Source organism: Photorhabdus laumondii subsp. laumondii (genome assembly GCF_003343245.1).
In the GTDB taxonomy this organism is placed as follows: domain Bacteria; phylum Pseudomonadota; class Gammaproteobacteria; order Enterobacterales; family Enterobacteriaceae; genus Photorhabdus; species Photorhabdus laumondii.
Window position 1 is genome coordinate 5,257,512 of the sequence record NZ_CP024901.1, and the last position, 18,636, is coordinate 5,276,147.

General features: G+C 43.0%; 18 protein-coding genes and 1 pseudogene. 9 read left to right on the forward strand and 10 right to left on the reverse strand.

Annotation, left to right across the window (positions count from 1 at the left end; all coding sequences use genetic code 11):
- Nucleotides 1–2 precede the first annotated feature (2 nt).
- Nucleotides 3–434, reverse strand: coding sequence for a YhbP family protein (locus PluTT01m_RS23070; RefSeq protein WP_011148581.1), 432 nt, complete (start codon nt 432–434; stop codon nt 3–5).
- A gap of 123 nt (nt 435–557) precedes the next feature.
- Nucleotides 558–809 (reverse strand): multiple stress resistance protein BhsA, encoded by a 252-nt coding sequence (bhsA, locus tag PluTT01m_RS23075; protein ID WP_011148582.1) that lies wholly within the window; start codon nt 807–809, stop codon nt 558–560.
- Nucleotides 810–1,083: 274 nt separating this feature from the next.
- On the opposite strand from bhsA, the gene PluTT01m_RS23080 reads away from it, so the two are divergent.
- Complete coding sequence (locus tag PluTT01m_RS23080; protein ID WP_011148583.1) at nt 1,084–1,398, forward strand: GIY-YIG nuclease family protein; 315 nt, start codon at nt 1,084–1,086, stop codon at nt 1,396–1,398.
- Here the strand turns inward: PluTT01m_RS23080 and PluTT01m_RS23085 are convergent.
- Both PluTT01m_RS23085 and PluTT01m_RS23090 read right to left on the reverse strand, forming a co-directional pair.
- On the reverse strand, nt 1,367–1,870 hold the full coding sequence (locus tag PluTT01m_RS23085) for a GNAT family N-acetyltransferase (protein ID WP_011148584.1): 504 nt from the start codon (nt 1,868–1,870) through the stop codon (nt 1,367–1,369). The genes PluTT01m_RS23080 and PluTT01m_RS23085 overlap by 32 nt on opposite strands.
- Complete coding sequence (locus tag PluTT01m_RS23090; protein ID WP_058589573.1) at nt 1,864–2,160, reverse strand: hypothetical protein; 297 nt, start codon at nt 2,158–2,160, stop codon at nt 1,864–1,866. Before PluTT01m_RS23090 ends, PluTT01m_RS23085 begins: the two co-directional genes overlap by 7 nt.
- A gap of 620 nt (nt 2,161–2,780) precedes the next feature.
- Here PluTT01m_RS23090 and PluTT01m_RS23095 point away from each other — a divergent pair.
- The 7 genes from PluTT01m_RS23095 (at nt 2,781) to PluTT01m_RS23125 (ending at nt 12,940) form a co-directional block, all read left to right on the forward strand.
- Nucleotides 2,781–3,725, forward strand: a complete 945-nt coding sequence (locus tag PluTT01m_RS23095) for a prenyltransferase (protein ID WP_041380416.1) — start codon at nt 2,781–2,783, stop codon at nt 3,723–3,725.
- A 20-nt stretch (nt 3,726–3,745) separates the two neighbouring features.
- On the forward strand, nt 3,746–6,247 hold the full coding sequence (locus PluTT01m_RS23100; protein ID WP_011148587.1) for a phosphotransferase: 2,502 nt from the start codon (nt 3,746–3,748) through the stop codon (nt 6,245–6,247).
- Between the two features lie 165 nt (nt 6,248–6,412).
- On the forward strand, nt 6,413–9,157 hold the full coding sequence (locus PluTT01m_RS23105; protein WP_049789807.1) for a phosphoenolpyruvate synthase: 2,745 nt from the start codon (nt 6,413–6,415) through the stop codon (nt 9,155–9,157).
- Nucleotides 9,150–10,205 (forward strand): hypothetical protein, encoded by a 1,056-nt coding sequence (locus PluTT01m_RS23110; protein ID WP_011148589.1) that lies wholly within the window; start codon nt 9,150–9,152, stop codon nt 10,203–10,205. Before PluTT01m_RS23105 ends, PluTT01m_RS23110 begins: the two co-directional genes overlap by 8 nt.
- Nucleotides 10,202–11,788: a fatty acid CoA ligase family protein gene (locus tag PluTT01m_RS23115; protein WP_011148590.1), complete on the forward strand. Its 1,587-nt coding sequence runs from the start codon at nt 10,202–10,204 to the stop codon at nt 11,786–11,788. Before PluTT01m_RS23110 ends, PluTT01m_RS23115 begins: the two co-directional genes overlap by 4 nt.
- Entirely contained in the window at nt 11,785–12,408 is a 624-nt protein-coding gene (locus tag PluTT01m_RS23120; RefSeq protein ID WP_011148591.1) for a CDP-alcohol phosphatidyltransferase family protein, read from the forward strand. The genes PluTT01m_RS23115 and PluTT01m_RS23120 overlap by 4 nt, the downstream gene beginning before the upstream one ends.
- The gene (locus PluTT01m_RS23125; RefSeq protein WP_011148592.1) at nt 12,398–12,940 is read left to right on the forward strand and encodes a CDP-archaeol synthase; all 543 of its coding nucleotides are present in this window, start codon (nt 12,398–12,400) and stop codon (nt 12,938–12,940) included. The genes PluTT01m_RS23120 and PluTT01m_RS23125 overlap by 11 nt, the downstream gene beginning before the upstream one ends.
- Nucleotides 12,941–13,050: 110 nt before the next feature.
- Here the strand turns inward: PluTT01m_RS23125 and PluTT01m_RS23130 are convergent, their stop codons facing one another.
- The 5 genes from PluTT01m_RS23130 to PluTT01m_RS23150 form a co-directional block, all read right to left on the reverse strand.
- On the reverse strand, nt 13,051–13,338 hold the full coding sequence (locus tag PluTT01m_RS23130; protein WP_011148593.1) for a helix-turn-helix domain-containing protein: 288 nt from the start codon (nt 13,336–13,338) through the stop codon (nt 13,051–13,053).
- Complete coding sequence (locus PluTT01m_RS27995; RefSeq protein ID WP_082303157.1) at nt 13,331–13,459, reverse strand: type II toxin-antitoxin system RelE/ParE family toxin; 129 nt, start codon at nt 13,457–13,459, stop codon at nt 13,331–13,333. The genes PluTT01m_RS23130 and PluTT01m_RS27995 overlap by 8 nt, the downstream gene beginning before the upstream one ends.
- 163 nt (nt 13,460–13,622) lie before the next feature.
- A complete protein-coding gene (locus tag PluTT01m_RS23140) occupies nt 13,623–14,768 on the reverse strand; it encodes an ABC transporter permease (RefSeq protein ID WP_011148594.1) in 1,146 nt (381 codons plus the stop codon).
- The gene (locus PluTT01m_RS23145; RefSeq protein ID WP_011148595.1) at nt 14,768–15,913 is read right to left on the reverse strand and encodes an ABC transporter permease; all 1,146 of its coding nucleotides are present in this window, start codon (nt 15,911–15,913) and stop codon (nt 14,768–14,770) included. Before PluTT01m_RS23145 ends, PluTT01m_RS23140 begins: the two co-directional genes overlap by 1 nt.
- Before the next feature lie 7 nt (nt 15,914–15,920).
- Nucleotides 15,921–16,892: an HlyD family secretion protein gene (locus tag PluTT01m_RS23150; RefSeq protein WP_011148596.1), complete on the reverse strand. Its 972-nt coding sequence runs from the start codon at nt 16,890–16,892 to the stop codon at nt 15,921–15,923.
- Between the two features lie 237 nt (nt 16,893–17,129).
- On the opposite strand from PluTT01m_RS23150, the pseudogene PluTT01m_RS23155 reads away from it, so the two are divergent.
- Nucleotides 17,130–17,744, forward strand: a pseudogene (locus PluTT01m_RS23155) (LytS/YhcK type 5TM receptor domain-containing protein); the annotation flags it as partial.
- A gap of 16 nt (nt 17,745–17,760) precedes the next feature.
- Here PluTT01m_RS23155 and PluTT01m_RS23160 read toward each other — a convergent pair.
- A protein-coding gene (locus PluTT01m_RS23160) for an IS5 family transposase (protein ID WP_232507859.1) occupies nt 17,761–18,599 on the reverse strand; the annotation gives its coding sequence in 2 pieces (ribosomal slippage) (nt 17,761–18,260 and nt 18,260–18,599; 840 coding nt in all).
- Nucleotides 18,600–18,636 lie beyond the last annotated feature (37 nt).

Below are 18,636 nucleotides of genomic sequence, written 5' to 3' on the forward strand. Positions count from 1 at the left end.
TTTTATCGCTGCCAGCAGATTTTTTTACCAAATCCAAGCGTATTATCAGTCATCTTTATTTCATTGAGATTCAGTTGCCAAATAGGTGTTTTAACAGCAATTGACACAGGAAAACGGCGGCAATAACGTGCTCTGGCCACTTTATCTTTTTCACCCTCAAGACGAATGACTTCTCCTTTGAACTGAATACCTTTTATCTGTGCAATATGACGAATCTGCCCGGCAATGGTACCTGCAACTTGTGGATTTACCTGCATCATTTCACCGTGGCGAGTATGAAGTTCAGTCATAAACCAAAAGGCTATTTCATCGGCATTGAAAACATAGAAACAATTTGCGCACCAAACATCATCACCGGTTGCTGTACAAAGCGTTAGGACATGCTGTCTTGCGAGGTATCTGTGGATAATCTGAAAGTTTTCAGTCGCGTTCACTCTCTCTCCAATAGCAGGATTGTATCTGCCTCGAAGCCCAGAACCACGCCGGGATAAACATCATCCTACGGCGTGTTCTGATATCTCCTGACAGGGACAGGGTTCAGTATGCTCTACTATAAATTAGTTATAGATCTCAGCAACACCTGATAATTGATTCTTACCGCTGGCAGAGATAATACGGAAAGAAGATGCACCTGCTTTGTCAGCTTTTTTGGATAATTCGGCACTTAGGGTTTCCAAAGTATCAGCCCCCGTTACAGAAACTACACCAATTTTAGGGGAAGAAGAAGTTTGAACTTCTGTTGCCGCTATACTACCAAAAGAGATAGCACTTAAAGCTAAAGCAACAGCGATATATTTTACGTTTTTCATACTATGATCCTTGATCAATTTTTAGTGGAATGAGTTACTCTCTGTGATGTGGATCATAGTATGCTCTAAAGGCCGGAATAAAAATTAGCAATTATTGCTATTTTATTTCAATTTTTTTGAATAAATAATGCGACGTATAGCAAATTGATATGTAACAGGTTTTATAAAACTGTTATATTGTAATAACTTAAACTAAATTATTCAGAAAAATGATATAGAAAAACGTTCGAGTAAAATATAAATATCAAAAATAGAAAATTCAGAAAAAAATTATATGGCTGAAAATCAATGGGTTCTTTACTTACTGAAAACAAAATCAGGCATGCTTTATACCGGGATAACAACAAATATTCACCGCCGTTTTGCACAACATGAAAACGGGAAAGGAGCCAAATCACTGAGGGGGAAAGGGCCGTTACAGCTAGTTTTCAGTAGTTATGCCGGAGACCGCTCCAATGCCTCACAACTGGAATATCAAGTAAAACAATTAAGTAAACAGCAAAAAGAGAGGCTGGTTATTTGCCAGCCCGTCTGTATAGCAGAATATTTAGCATCAATTAGAAACGGTCAAAGTGTGAGGAGTAAGTAACCAACCCCTTATGGTCAGCCAAGGAACTATCAGCTAATTCATATACCTGAAAATAAGATTCACACGTTGACCACTGGCAATGCAACTGATGCTCACTGGCAAGCGTAAAACCAAACCGGCAATAGTAGTGTGGATCACCCAAAACAACGACGACGCCATAGCCAAATTCATTCAGGCTATCCAAACCTTCATACACCAGCTTTTCACCAATCCCCTGCCGACGATATTCTTCAGCAACCGCTAACGGTGCCAAACCAACCCATTGGTGATCTTCACCATTAATATCCACCGGACTAAAAGCCACATAACCGATTACCTGGCCTTCGTCATCTGTAGCAACCACACCTAACGTCAATAATCCATCTTCCCGCAATTGTTGGACCAATTCCGCTTCTGCCGGGGTATCAAAAGATTTCCGTAATAATTGATCTATTCCCGCTGCATCTACTGGAATTTCTACTCTGATCAACATGATAATTGCGCAAGATCGTGCTGATCCGCGCCCTCCGGCAAACTCGCTTTTATACACTCAGCCAATTGGAACAAACCCGCACAAAGAACAGCAAGCATGAACTTTAGCGCTAACGTATCTACCAAATTTTTAACACACAACCCTAATTCTGTACGAATAACCATTAGAATCAGATAATTGGCTTCGTCGCTGAAACTAACCTCTTCCTGCTTATACTGGTTGATAACTAAATGACTATCACGAACAGTAATAAACCAGTGCAGAGTAAGATTGTGGATTTTTCCTAACACAGCTCAGACTCCTTACTTGATAAAGTAACGTAGCTATTTAGCCAAAATATATCGGCATTCGCCCGATCCTACATCAAGAATCCAATACAGACCTAACTGTAAATTTTACCTTTTAATTATTAGGGTAATATCTGACTATAAACTGCGCTAAATCAAAACATCCCACCACTAATTCAATTACAATTACTAATCATTTATTACTTTATTCCGGTATTTTATATGGAGTAACTTTGCCCCACAAAAAATTTATTTACGTGACACAGTTGTCGTCGATAACGAAGAAGAACTTATCTATATCTGTCTGAAATATGATATTAAAGCCCATGATTCTTTAATCCAAATGGAAACAAAAGCATCTCATAAACATACAGTTATAGAAAAAAATGTAAACATAAGTTGCATGCTGAAATTAAAATTTACACATACTGATTATAGCCGATTGCAAATTTTTGGCTTAATGTATGGCATCAGTCCATATGTATTTCTTAAATTATTGAGAGAGATAATGCGAAAAAGTACGCATAGGATTTATTAAGATTTGCTTCTTTATTGATTATCCTTGGGCTGAATTGTCACAAATGTATATAGTTTAATCCTTATACAATAAATAGGAACAGTGTATGGAAAGCCAAGATATTTATTCAAAATTCATTGGTAAGAGGATAAAGCTATGGATGGATGAGCGTTTCCCGCTACAAAATGCGCCGCTTTTCTTTATCTTTTATATCATTAGCTATTCCGTAGCTTTTTATTCAATAGGGGAAAAGCCCATTTTGTCATGGGAGATCCTGCTCGGTTGCCTGATGTCCTTCTCCTATTTTTTACTATTACGGATATTCGATGAGCATAAAGATTACCAACTGGATTGTGAACATCATCCACAGCGAATTTTACAGCGCGGTATTATTACGCTGAAAAATCTACGGGTACTTGGTATCTGTTGTATCGCATTACAATTAGGTGGAAGTCTATTTCTAGATCGGGGAATTGGCTCAGTTACTTTTGCCTGGCTGTTGGTCTTTATCTGGACCTGTCTTATGGGGAAAGAATTCTTTATCGGTGAATGGCTAAATCAACACCTTACTTGGTATGCCATTTCCCATATGCTGGTAATGCCACTCATTATCTGGTGGTTAAGCAATATCGCCAGTCCTAACCTCACACTCAATTTCCCAATATGGGTTTTGATGGGATTGTGCTTTTTCTCTGGATTCAGTTTTGAAATTACACGCAAGTGTAAAGGCCCAGATGAAGAACGTCTTGAAATACCGACCTATTCATCTATTTTCGGCAGAAAAGGAGCTGTCGCTATTATCGCGGCATTGCTCACTGTAATGCTGATATTACAGATTTGGCTAATCCGTATCACCACTGATGGTATAGCGTTATGGGCGTTAATTACCTTGGTCGTTTGTTATGCATTGTGTCTATGGCAATTAGGCAAATTCCTCCATAACCCTACCATCCAAAATCGCAAACGCGATGAAGCTATCGTGGGAATATTCATGGTGCTAGGTTATTCAGTTTGCACTGCTAGCATCTTAATAAAGCTTGGGTTTGCTTAGGCATTAAAGGAAATACAGTTATGTTGCAAAAAAATCTCCAATCATATGTATGTGATGTTTCAGATAATACCACTGCACACACAGAAAACTGTGCGCGAAGTTCTATTCTAGAATTATCACACGATACATTTAGCCTTAAACACCAAGAAGCAACCCAAGTAGAATTACTGCCACGCCGCCACCTCTATACTTATACAGAGAAAGCCCGGCAAAAACGTCTGGATTATTTAGCAAAACATACCGGACATACATTGAAACATGTAGCAGATACCCATCTGGATGCAACGCAATTAACAAAAACCATTGAAGGGTTTATCGGTTCAATAGAAATCCCTGTGGGAATTGCTGGCCCTATCTTGATAAAGGGGCAATATGCTCAAGGGGTATATTATGCGCCACTTGCCACCACAGAAGGCGCTTTAATTGCGTCAATATCCCGTGGCTCCTCAGCCATTATGCAATCAGGGGGTACAACTGCGCGTGTACTTGGACAACGAATGATACGTGCCCCTCGTTTTGAATTTTGCAGCGTTTCGCACAGCATTATGTTCAGTGATTGGATCAACGAACATATCAGCGAACTACGGTATGAAATTGGACGCCATTCTAAGCATGCACAATTGGTGGAAGTAAAGCCACAAATCATCGGGCGCAGCGTCCATCTGCAATTCATCTATAATACAGCCGCAGCGGCAGGTCAAAATATGACCACCATCTGCACCTGGTATGCATGTCAGTGGATCCAACAACAGTTAGCCAAAATGGCGTTTATACCACTGCGTCACTTTATAATCGATGGTAATACTTCGGGCGATAAAAAAGTCTCTTATCAATCTTTCATCGAAGGACGTGGAACACGTGTAGTAGCTGAAGTTTATCTAGAAGCTGAATCCTGTCAGCAAATATTACGGGTCACTCCACAGCAACTCGTCACGGCTTATCACCATGTCTGCGAGGGCGCTATCGCCTCAGGGATGGTCGGCATAAATATTAATGCCGCGAATGTTATCGCCGGGATGTTTACCGCCTTAGGGCAGGACATCGCCTGTGTACATGAATCTTCCGTCGCGCATTTACACATGACATTGACTGCCGATAACCGTGTCTATTGCAGTATCACACTGCCCTCTCTAATTGTCGGTACCATTGGTGGCGGAACCAATTTACCACACCAACGTGAATGCCTGAACATGTTGGGCTGCACTGATGAAAACGGCACCGCTCGTCTGGCCGAAATCATCGCTAGTTATTGCCTGGCTCTTGATATTTCAACACTGTCAGCGGTTGCTGCGGATGAATTTGCGCAATCACATGAAAAACTTGGCCGCTATCGCCCTGTCACCACTAACAATATCACTGCGCACACCCCACAAGAGCTTGATTTGCCCTTCTTCCAGCAAGCAAATTTTAACCCTGTGTTACAAGGGGCCCATTTAACGACAATCAAACCTAAATTTTCGGGTGATGATGGGTACAGCATGCTGACACATCTAAGTTCAAATTATGCGGAACGTTTAATTGGCTTATTTCCTTTTTCTATGACGACATCCGCACAGAACAATTTATCCGTGATGCTGAAATTGAAGCCTCTGGGGAGTGAGGTCGTGAATATGGTACTGGATATCGCTAAACACTGCTCTTCTGAGTTGTTTGCCGTTTTCCAGGATTTTGAACATCAGCTTGAATTTAACCAAAGCCATAGCCGTGAGCTGGCTATTATGAATCAGCAAGATCCACGGTTGATGCGCTATATTCCCGTTATCTATGGTGTGATTGAAAACGAAGCAACTGGAACTTATGCCCTGATTGAAGAATTGCTCCACGATATGGTGTTAATGAACAATATTAACCTGGAAACACCTTGGGAGCAGCACCACCTTGAAGCCGCCATCCGGGGAGTAGCCGATATTCACTCTATCTGGTTGGGACGGGAAGAAGAGCTCACGTGGAAATTCTCGCAACTGCAAATTCCGAATGCCGATACAGTTTCACAGATGAATCCCCTGTGGCAAAAACTGGGCAATTTTATCCACCAAACGTTTCCTGAGTTGTTCACTGCCGAACAACATGAAGATTTCCAGCACTGGGTGGATAATGCCGCCACTTGGTGGAAAGAGATCGAACAGATGCCCAGGACATTGATCCACGGTGATTTCAACCCACGCAATATTGCCTTCCGGCAACAGGAAACCGGCTTGCATTTATGTGCTTGGGATTGGGAATTGTCTACTTTGCATCTCCCCCAGCGCGACCTGGCAGAACTTCTGGCCTTTAGCTTAGACCCACAAAGTGATGCAGATAAGGTGGCTTATTATATTGAACTACACCGGGTTGAACTTGAGCAAAAATCGGGGCTCTCCCTCGACCCCATAATTTGGCGTCGTGGCTATGAATTAGCGCTGCATGATTTATGGATGAGAAGAATTCCGTTTTATATGATGGCACATAATGTTGTTGGCTACCCATTTATGGAGCGCACAATGAAAACGCTCCGCTGGCTTATTTCATTAACACGGAATTAATAATCAACCAAATAAACTATTTAATTGACTCTTCCTCTAAAATAAGGGTGCAGCAATAGCTTGTAATATATTCATATCTTATTGATCTATTCACGCCAAAAATATTACGTGCAAATAAGAGCATGATGTAAGCAAGATATACTATTGCTGCATTGGTGGAACAATATGAAATATCTCTACACGCAAGATAACGCTATTGAATTGGCGGAACATTCCTTAGGTGGAAAAGCGGCTAATTTATTATGGCTTACGCAAAACGGTTTTCCTGTACCTAATTATTGGGTCATCAGCAGCGAGGTGCTTAATAACCTACTCATCAACGATACGTTTGCAAGCAACATCATAGAGCAGTTGGCTACCGTACCACATGATATTAGCCAGGAAAAACTCGATGCTATTGCTGCGCCATTGCGTCAGTGGCTACAGTCGATTCCATTGCCTGCTAAATTAGAAGAAGAATTAGCTCTCTTGTCAGAGAATCACCCAGATGAATTTTTCGCTGTTCGCTCATCAGCCATTGGTGAAGATGCCGCCAATGCTTCTTTCGCCGGGCAGATGGACAGCTACCTATTTCAGCGGGGTAAATCAGCGCTTGCCAATAGCTTACGTGCCGTGATGGCCTCAGCTTTTAACACGCGTGCATTACAATATCGCCTACACAAACGGCTACCGATGGGCAATATCAGTAGTGCTGTCATCATTCAGAACATGGTTGCCGGTGAAGTTTCTGGTGTCATGTTTACTGCACACCCTGTTACGGGTAGCAGGCAACATTGCCTAATCTCATCCGCCTGGGGCACCGGAGAAGGTGTAGTTTCCGGCGAATGCGATACCGATGAATTTTCAGTTCATCTCACCTCACCTGAGATCGAACGTCATATCACACAAAAAGAGACAGCAACTGTTTTCAATACTACCAACGGCAGCGGTACAGTAACCATACCCGTCGCGAAAGAAAAACAGTCGGAACCGACCTTACTCGATAATAAAATCTATGCACTACGAGATATTGGCAAAGAAATTGCGGCAGCACGGGGGTGTCCACAAGATATCGAATGGACGATTCAAAACCACCAAATCTTTATTCTACAGACCCGGCCAATAACCCGATTGCCACGTCTGGATGATAAAAGCGAACATCATATTATTTTCGATAATTCCAATATTCAGGAATCTTATTGTGGAATAACAACACCACTGACTTTCTCTTTTGCCCGGGCAGGTTATGCCACCGTTTATGAACAGACAATACGTGCTTTAGGTTGCTCAGATAAACAAGTTAATCAGCATCGTTCCATGCTGGAAAATATGCTCGGCTTAGTTAAAGGTAGGATCTATTACAACATCAACAATTGGTACAAAGGACTACTATTACTTCCCTCTTTCCAAACCAATAAAAAAGATATGGAAAGAATGATGGGGCTGGAAGATCCGGTTGATTTTATTGAGGATAAAACACTTTCACTGGGCGATAAAATAAAGAAATTGCCAAAAATGGGGTGGGCACTCCTGCGCTTGCTATATGCCTTTAGGACTATGGATCAACGGGTAGAACTATTCTTAGAGCAGTTTAAATGGCATGCCGCCGCCATAAAACAATCAGAGTTGCATACTTGCAACAGTGGCCAACTGATCGAAAAATTAAAATATCTGGATGAACATCTGCTACGACGCTGGACGACGCCGATCCTGAACGACTTTTACGTGATGATGTTTAATGGCCGGGTACATCGAGGGCTGGTTGCTGCCGGTATTGAGAATTCATCTGCACTATTAGGCGATCTCCTCTCCGGAGATGAAGATATTGAAAGTACCCAACCGACCAAAGTGCTGTTAAAGATGTGCCAATATGCACGCCAGCACCCTGAGTTGTGCAACCTGTTGACCCTCGGTGATGCGCGTACCCTGCTGACCCAAGTACGCCCACTCGATGAATCATTCCACCAGCAGTGCATTGATTATATTAAAAAATATGGCGATCGCACGATGGGTGAATTGAAGCTGGAAACCATCACACTAAAACAAGATCCCAGTTTTTTATTTCTGATACTAAAAAACTACCTTGCTATCGATACCCTCACACCAGAGACGTTATCCAGCCGGGAAAGAAAGTTGCGTACTCAGGCCGAAAATACCGCATTTCAGCAAATACAGCAGCGACTTGGCTCCAAGCGGATGAACACCTTTAAAAAGAATTTGCAGAAATTACGCCAAGCGATACGTCACCGGGAAAATATGCGTTTTACCCGAACTCGTATGTTTGGGCTGTATCGAGATATCTTCCTACAACTTGGTCAGGCATATGCATTAGAAGGAATACTCGCTGAACCCCGCGATATTTTTTATCTCACGTTAGAGGAGATCTACAGCGGCTACGAAGGAACAGCAATACAGACCCAACTTGAGCCTTTAGTTGCTATGCGCAAGCAAGAATATGCCAACTACGAAACAGAGGATGAACCAGCTCATCACTTTTTCATTAGAGGCTCACTGTATCAACAGCAAGATTACAGCTATCCCTATCAGGAACAACAAGCCCCAACCGATAGCAGCATGCTACAGGGTATAGGTTGCTACCCAGGGCAAGTTGAAACAACTATCCGATTAATTAAAAACCCACAGGATGAAATGTCACTAGCAGGGCAAATCCTGTGTACCGTACGTACCGATCCCGGTTGGGCACCATTATTCCCTACAGCAGGCGGATTACTCATTGAGCGCGGTTCCACACTTTCACATTCCGCCGTTGTTGCTCGTGAACTGGGGATCCCCGCCATTGTCGGCATTCCCGCCGTCACACAAATTTTAAAAGATGGCGATCGGGTACGCATGGATGGAGCAACTGGGACTGTTGTCCGCTTGCACGACACCACTGTAGAAGAGCTGACATCAAGGAGTGAACATGCCTAATATTTTCATGGGAGAATGGTCTCCGGCCAATCCACTACCTGAAGGTTTTCTTGACCTTCCACCCAGTATTTATCGCGATTGGCCGCTATGGCCTGGTGAAGACCGGGAAAAAGTACAACAGCAGTTTAGCCCGAAGAATTCTTGGTTTGATCACAGTAAAGCCTGGATTGGCTGCATTCCAGGGAAAGCCCGTCTTGTCGGCTTTTTAGTACCTCATAGCGTTGATGGCCAATCTGCCGCATTTTTCGGCTTTTGGGAAACTGATAATGACATAGCAAGCAACACCATGTTGTTTAGCGCTCTAGAACAATGGGCCAAGGAAAATGGTGCGTGCAATCTCTACGGGCCGATTAATTTTTCAACTTTCGGACACTACCGCGTTCGACTTGATCATTTTGATGTGCCTCCCTTTGAGCATGAGCCTTATAACCCTCCTTACTACCCCCTTTTGTTAAAAGAGTTAGGATTTGATATCCGCTATCGCTATACCTCAATATTCGACGATACCCAAGCAACAGAAGACAACTTTCAGCAGGCTCATCAACGTGCGCAAAGACTTCCTGAGGTTCAAGCGACATTATTGCCGCTAACGCCAGAATTATGGATGCAAGAACAGGTTAAACTCTATTCTTTTATCGACTCGGTGTTTGGTGAGAATTTCGCTTATGCCACGCCATCTTGGCCCGCATTTCAGCAGCATTGCGGTGAGGAGTTTATCAAACCTTTTTGCCATTACCCTGCGTCATTTCTGGCTAAAACTCCTAGTGGCGAAATTGCCGGGATAATTTTGAGTCTGTCAGTCCTGCAAAACGGTCAGCCCACCATTGGGTTGCTGAAAACCGTGGCAGTCGCACCGCAATACCGGGGCAGCCGGCTGTACAACATGCTGTACCACTCATTTGAACAGAGTGCCAGACGTATTCACCCTCGTCTAGGAGGGGCCATGATGCGTGAAGATAATACATCGCTCAAAACTGCCAAACGGCTTTTCAATACACCTGCTGCCACCAAGCATCAATATGCGCTTTATTACAGGAGGATCGCATGACAAATATTTGTCAGCCAATTGTCGATGCAGCCCAAAAATATCCTGAGCATTTAGCCCTGCAAGCGCCACATTCACGGGATCATAGTAGCGGTTTAAGCTTTCAGACGTTTTTTTCTCATGCCTCCCATTTCCAGCATCAGTTAACTCAAGCTGGGTTCGTCGCTGGCGATCGCTTGTTAGTGATTATCCAACCAGGCTTAGTACTTTATCCATTGCTTATTGCCATTCTGGGGCTAGGGCTAGTTCCCGTTATGCTTGAACGCGGGCTTGCCAAAAAGCAACTGAGGGAGATACTGCGCCACAGTCAATTATCGGCGGTGATCACTCAACCTACGTTAGGAAAATTCTGGTTTCTGCTCCCTGAACTCTGGCGACTGCGACGTTTTGTCATCGGGCAACGTATCTTGGGCATGAAAGTACTAGAAACACCCAATCAACATTTACCATTGAGTAGCTTTATCTGCCGGGATTTACCGCCGGATACAACTGGGTTAATTACCTTTACCTCGGGTTCTACCGGCACCCCCAAAGGCGCAAACCGCACTCATGACAGCTTACTAGCACAACTTTATGCCATAACAGCACTTTTTGCCGAGGGGAAGAATGAGATAGATCTACACAGTTTCCCCGTTATGGTGCTGCACTCATTATGCTGCGGCAACAGCAGTATTTTGCCTGATTTTGACTTTTCCCATCCCGCAACCGTCGATCCACAGCAGATCGTCAAGCAAGTGCAAGGCGAAGGTATTACATGCCTCAGCGGCGCTCCCGCCTATATGAGCAAAATCACCGATTATGCTAAGAACAAAGGGTTGTCATTCCCTAACGTGCGAACAGTCATCGTAGGTGGTGCGCCTGCCAATAAGGCTCTGCTTGAAAACTGCCTGACAGTCTTTCCACATGCTCGGCATTTAGTAGTCTATGGTTCCACCGAGGTTGAACCGATCAGTACCGTTGAAATGACGACTCAATTAAACCACTGGGCAACTCATGATGGTTATCTAGTCGGAAAACCCGTTACACAAGCAGAAATATGTATCCGGGAAATAACGGCTAACCCCCAACAAATTACTCCACTCGCCACCGGTAATGTCGGTGAAATCTTAGTTGCCGGGCCCCATGTGCTCAAAGACTATATTGATAACCCTCAAGCAACGAAAGAAAACAAACTCCCACGTAAACAAGGAGGTATTTGGCACTGTACCGGTGACGTCGGCTATCTGGACACGACAGGACAGCTCTGGCTACTTGGGCGGGTAAAAGACAAAGTGGTGTTAGATGATGGTCGTATCATCCATCCCTACGTACTGGAAAAAAGGATCAATGAACTGCCTGGGGTCACTCAAAGCGCATTCGTGTTACATCCTTTAGGCGGAGCCGCCCTGATACTGGAAAGCGCTACACTACCGACAGATTTACCCGCTATTTTAGACGAGCTGGATCTCACGCTGGTTACTCGTATTTATTGTGCTAATCCTATCCCTGTTGACATTCGCCACAACAGCAAAATAAACCGCATTGCGCTGATCAATATGCTTAGGAAAGGCCAATTGTCCTCCGTTCCATACAAGGAAAAATTATGAATAATAATCATTTCATCATTCATCTAAACAGAGCAGACTATATTACTATCGTTGGGGCGGTATTTAGCGCTCTTGCCGTGGCTGCCGCGTTACAACATTGGCATTACTTAGCGATTGCATTTTTGTATCTTGCCATGCTTGGCGACGCACTTGATGGTATTCTAGCCAGAAATTTAAATATTGTCCGCCCGTTTGGCCGCTATCTTGATGGATTTATGGATCAACTTATTTACTTGATCTCTCCGGCCATTATCCTCTACCTTTCCGGTTATCAATCTTGGTATTCCCTGTTTATCATTTTAATGATCATTAGCGGCTGTCTGCGATTATCCGTATTTAATGAAGTTGGGAATATTCAGAATGAAAACCAGCTCTCCTATCTTGGTATGCCCGTATTCTGGAGCTTATTTATTATCAGTGGTTACGCTTTGGTAAGCTTGGTAGCCGAGCCGTGGTTAAGCCATCTCTTACTGACATTAGCGCTCCTTACATTCAGTATCGCCATGCTATGGGACCGCCCGTTTTATAAATTCAAGAGTCTCAATACTATTATCAGTACAACACTTGCAGGGTTCGTCTTATTTACTGGTCTTCATTTCTGGAGTCTTTATGCTCAATAGTTTTTATCACGGATGGATTTTAATGATCCCCGTCATCCTTGGTGGTTGTTTACATATGGTGATTGTGACGAAAAACTATTTTTCCCGCTGGGCTATTCCAGTACATCAACGTTATTTTGGTCGCAACAAGACCTGGCGCGGTTTTATTGTTGTACCCATTATTACCGCGCTATTTTCACTATTATGGTTAGTTCCCAGCACCGGAACACAGGACACGGTTATTCCGCAGACGATTTCCTCCTGCTTATTTGCCGGTTTTCTGGCGGGCTTAGGCTATGTCCTTTTCGAATTACCAAACTCTTGGCTAAAAAGGAGACTCGGCGCACCACCGGGGCAACACCCGGAACAAAATAAGCGACTGTTTATTTTATTCGATCAACTTGATTCCGCTATTGGCGTCACAATAGCCTATTTTATTTATCTTAATCTGACTTACATCGATGCATTTTTCGTTTTCCTCTGTTTTTTAATCAGCGCCTTCGTTGTTAAAAATATATTGTTTTTATTTTCGCTGAAAAAAACGAGATTTTAAGCGAGGAAATCAGATAGAAATATTGCAGGAAAATGGCTTCCTTTAACGGAAGCCTCTTAGAACAAGTAGATCTTAAGTATCACCACCAACAGAACACACATTCTGTAGTATTACTTCGCAGTTAAAGATAACTCAACACCACATGCAGCAGCATAACGTTTAAGTGTGTGCCAACTAGCTTTCGTTACATTCTTCTCAATACGGGTAACCGCAGACGGATTAATTCCCATCCGTTTAGCTATATCTATTTTCTTTAGACCCGCCTTTTCCCGCCACTCAGTGAGTTGTTCCAGCAGCTCATATTCTTCTGTAGCCTCAACATAGGCTTGTATAGCTTCCGGTGTATTAAGAAGTCGCTTTCTCACTTCTGAATGTGAGATAGGAGTTACTTTAGCCATATGTCATATCCTCCAATCGTTTCAGTGCTAACTCTATTTCAGATGGTGGTGTTTTATCTGTTTTCTTCACAAAGCATCGTAAAATGTAAACCTGCTTCCCTTGTGAAAAAAGATAATGAATAGATACTTATCTCAGAAGGGATTAAATCAATAAGTTAATGGTGAAATATTTATAAAAACCTAGAAAATGTAACCTCGCAACCTAAAAGAAAGAAACCATCGACAAAACACAATTCAGCGATACATTGATAGAATTGACTTAGACTATATAGAAACATAAATCATCACTTAAACACCCTACGCAAATAATAGGTTATTTTCCTGAATTCACCATTACGCACCATACCTATCAAAATTCCTAGCAGAGTATAAATCACACCAAGAACCAGCATCATAGCGATATCTCCCAATACATTCTGTACTGGCAATCCCATCTGGTTAACACCGGCAATCGCTTTTGTTGCCCAAGTAGACGGTAAAGCAGAAGAAATTGCTCTCACCCAATCAGGCATTGCCTGCACCGGCCAGACTGTGCCGGAAATATAGAACACAGGCGTGGTAAGCAAGGCGATCGTTAAATAGATCATTTCTACACTTCGCATACATTCCGTTACCAATTTCCCTAATCCGAGTACTGCCAACATAAATAGGAACGTCAGCATTAATAACAACGGAATAGACGCCTCCTGCCGGTATCCCAATACCCACGGCCAAAGTACAAAAAAGATGATGGAGAGAAAAAGCCAAATCGGTAATAACGCCGACAACGCTCCCAAATAGACAGGTAATGGGGGTTTACCTTTCGGTGTACCACGTATTGTAATACTGACCCGTACACAAGATATCAATAACGAGTGTTGTAATAACATCACCAACAAACCGGGAAAAACAATTGCGGCAAAACTGACACCAGGGTTAAATAATCCAATAGTTTCACTACGAATCGGCATCAGTAATAATTCTGTCTGCTCAGGGCTAAAACCATATTTTAATAATAATTTGCTGTTATATTCGTTTAGCAATTGCCGGTGAGCAGAGGTCAACTCTTGCTGAATTTGTCCATTGGCAAGACGACTGGTTGCATCGCCATAAATCGGCAAGGTGATATTTTTTCCATTAAGGATATTTTTCTCCAAGTCCGCAGGGATAATAATAATCGCAAAGATTTCACGTAGCAGTAGATCGTGACGAGCATCAGCCAAATTATCATAGCTATGGACAGCAATTTTAGCCGTAGAATTAAGCTGGCGTATCAAAGCTCGACTAGCAGAGCTGTGATCCTGGTCGATCACAGCAACCGGTAGATCCCATACTGTTGGCCGGACATATACCAAACTCATCATACACAAGGAAACCAGCATCAACATCCACATGGGCTTTTCCAACATTCCCATTAATACCCGGCGAAAAGTTTGCCAATACATCTGCATTATTCATTACCCTGTGGCAAGCCAAGCCGTTTAAATAACCGGTTTCGTACTAACAGAAAGCAAACGACTGGATAAATAAGTAATAAAGCACAAACAGATAAAATACCCAGTAAAGAAACCTCACGCAAAAAAATATCAAACATCGCATTTAAAGCATGTGTTAAAGGCTCAATATTGGCAATTATCCGCGCTGGCAATATCATTGATAATTCTGGCACCGACATACCTGAAAAAGTCGTCGCAATACTGACTAGCACTCCGATTAAACTGTAAGCCGTCAGTGCACTATTAGTGAAAGTAAACAGCAACAGGCCAATACTTTGAGCGGCAATGACGTAGAAGAAACCCACTATCACCATATATATTGGGTTACCATTCACTTTTGCATCAAATACACCAATCAGAGCAGCCAATTCGACAATCAACAACAGAGTAAAAAACAGGGTATAAGGTGCCAATTTTCCCAACAGAGCGAAAGTAAACGGTTTCATTGTCATCAGTGTCTTGCTGCGTGCCATGCTATAAATCGTGCAGGTTACAACAAAAAGCTGTAACAAATGGATTGTGGCCGCAAACTGCTGATAATAGATATAACTACCGCTGGCATTAAAAAGGCTGTCATAAACGAGCGTAACATTGGCTAATGGAGGTAACTGATGACCCATTTCTGTCGCCAATATAGAACGGTACTTCGCATTAATCTCTGCCATTAATCCACTGAGATCTTGAATAGAATAACTTCCGGCACCATAAAATAACGCGTTGTAATACATACGCACGGTTGGCTGGTCTCCTTTGAGTGCATTAGCTTCAAAATCATGCGGGATATAAAGTAAGGAGTAATCCTTAGCACTGCCAAGCCGTTCAAGAGATTCCTGCAATCCGCCATCATAAGATTTAATCTGCGCATGAGAAGCCGCGTCCAAGTTACGTATTAGATGACGTGACAGCGGGCTCTGATCATTATCAACCACCGATACTGGCAGATTGAGTAATGTCCCTTCTGAAAAATTAGCGCTGATCAGCACAAATAGCATCAAAGGAAATAACCAGCCTAACCAGTGAAAAACCGGACTACGAATCACAGCCCGGATTTCTTGGCTAAAAGCGCGTTCGAAACCACGCCATGCAACCTTGCTCCGCATCAGTCACCTACTCATCCCAACGCCACAAGGCACTCATACCAGGACGTAAACCTTCAATAGCCTGTAAAGGATACAAGCGCACTTCAAAGGTTCTTAAATCGAAATCACCGGTGGCACGAGTTGCACGTTTAGTCGCATAATTACCCATCGGAGAGATATAACGAATTTCGGCTTCGATCTCTTTGTCACCTAGCGCAGGAAGACGAAGTTTGACTTTATCCCCTTTTTGCACCTTTGCCAGAATGTCTTCCCGCAGGTTATAAATAAAATAAGCTTCTGGTACACGGATTAATGTCACCAAAGGACTATTAGCATTAAATAACTCACCAACTTCTGCCGGAATCGGCCCAACTTCCCCCGCGACAGGTGCTTTGACCTGCAAATCATGACTCTGAGTTTGTAACTCAATCAGTTGCTGTTCAGCCTGACGCAAAGCTGCTGCATATTTCTGGCGAAGCTCAATCCTGTCACCATGCATACCTTCATCCAATGCCGCTTTTGCACTCTGCATTTTCTGATAGGCAACATCCCTACTTCTATGGGCATTATCTAGATCGTTGCGTGAAACATAACCTTTAGACGCTACGCTCTGAATACGATCATATTCACGTACCGCATTATCATATTCGGCCTGAGCTTGTGCCAAACCCGCTTCCAGATTCCGAATACTTTCTTCGCGTGTTCCATGCAGAGATTGCTCCAACTGCGCTTTGGCTTGATCACGAGCAGCTTCTAGTGAAGCAACCTGGGCCAGCAATTCCGGGCTTTCGAGTGTAATCAGCAACTGTCCTGCCTTAACATCATCTCCCCGTTCAACATGACGTTTGATCACTCGTCCCTTAGCTTTAGATGCCACAATCACTTCCGGTGCATCAACTTCACCTTGCAACAACAAATATTGGTTATGGGAACGAAATAACACAGCCATTGCTGTAAGCAAAATCACCAGTAAAATCGTAAAAAGTGTTCTTTTTTTCATGATGTCTTACACATCCAAAATTACCCGACCCGAAACTAACGCTATAGCTTCTCATTGTTCTACGGAAAATTTCTTATATGTTTGTGCGTATAATCACTGACAGAAAGGAAAACGCTTCATAATAGTGTAGTGGTTTATGATTCTTGTCAAATATTAACCTACTTAAACTAAACTTTTAATAATATTATTAGCTGTTTCTGTAAACTAATAACATTCACAAATCCTCCCGGAAAGTCTATGTACGAATTTAATCTTGTGTTGTTATTACTACAACAGATGTGTGTTTATTTGGTTATCGCCTGGCTACTAAGTAAAACACCACTATTTATTCCGCTGTTACAAGTCACTGTGCGTTTACCTCATAAGCTGCTGTGTTATGTCGCTTTTTCCATTTTCTGTATTATGGGAACCTATTTTGGTCTGCATGTAGGTGATTCCATTGCCAATACTCGTGCTATTGGAGCGGTCCTTGGCGGCCTTCTAGGTGGGCCAGGTGTCGGTGCGCTGGTGGGATTAACCGGTGGACTGCACCGCTACTCCCTTGGTGGGATGACCGCTTTTAGTTGCATGATATCGACCATTATTGAAGGTTTAATCGGTGGCATTATCCACAGCTATCTGACAAAACGTGGTCAGATAAACCGACTGATTAATCCCTGGACAGCCGCTATCGTCACGTTTTGCGCTGAAATAATACAGATGGGCATTTTACTACTGCTCGCCCGTCCATACAGTGAAGCATTAGCATTGGTCAAAAATATTGCAGCCCCTATGATCGTCACCAATAGTATCGGCTCAGCAATGTTTATACGTATCCTACTTGATCGGCGAGCGATATTTGAAAAATATACTAGGTTATGTCCCTCAATTAAATTATGGCCTTAAGAAATAAGCGGATACAACCTAATTTCACCATAGCGATATAATTTCTTGCTGTCTTTTCATAACGGGTGGCGATGCGACGATGCTCTTTGAGTCGACCAAAACATCTTTCTACAACATTTCTTCTTCGATACGTTTCATGGTCGAATTTAACCCGTCCATCTGACCGCGCTTTTTCATTTGATTTATAGGGAATTATCACTTTTATTCCCTGACTTTTTAACCGGTTACGTAATGCGTGGCTGGCATAACCTTTATCAGCAATCACCGCTTTTGAACGACGTTTCATAAAACCGTTTTTACGCTGAATACCCAGACCATCCAGCAGGCGCACTGCATATTGACTTTCATGACATTGACCTGCACTGAGTACCACATTCAGTGGATAGCCTTTTCCATCGACCGCCAGATGGATTTTGGAGCCATAACCACCCTGAGAGCGACCCAGGCCATGATTTTCGGTGACATCGGGATGTTTTTTTTGGCGCCCGCCGCACAATGTGCCGCACGAATGTTACTGCCATCCAGAGATATAGCTGACCAATCAACTAAACCTTGTTCATCCAGTATTGACAATAACTTATTGAAAATGAGGTTAATGAGCCCCGATTTTGCCCACCGATTAAAGCGATTATAGACGGTTTTCCAGGAACCATAACGTTCGGGTAAATCCCGCCAGGGGGCACCGGAACAGAGTATCCAAAACATGCCGTTGATAACCCGGCGGTGTTCAACATAAGGATGTCCCGCCCGTTGAGAATGTTCAGGGGGCAATAAGGGGAGCAGTAACTCCCATGCTTCATCAGGAAGGTCGTAACGAGCCATAACATGTTTTTTCCGAAAGTCAGAGCCACATAGATTA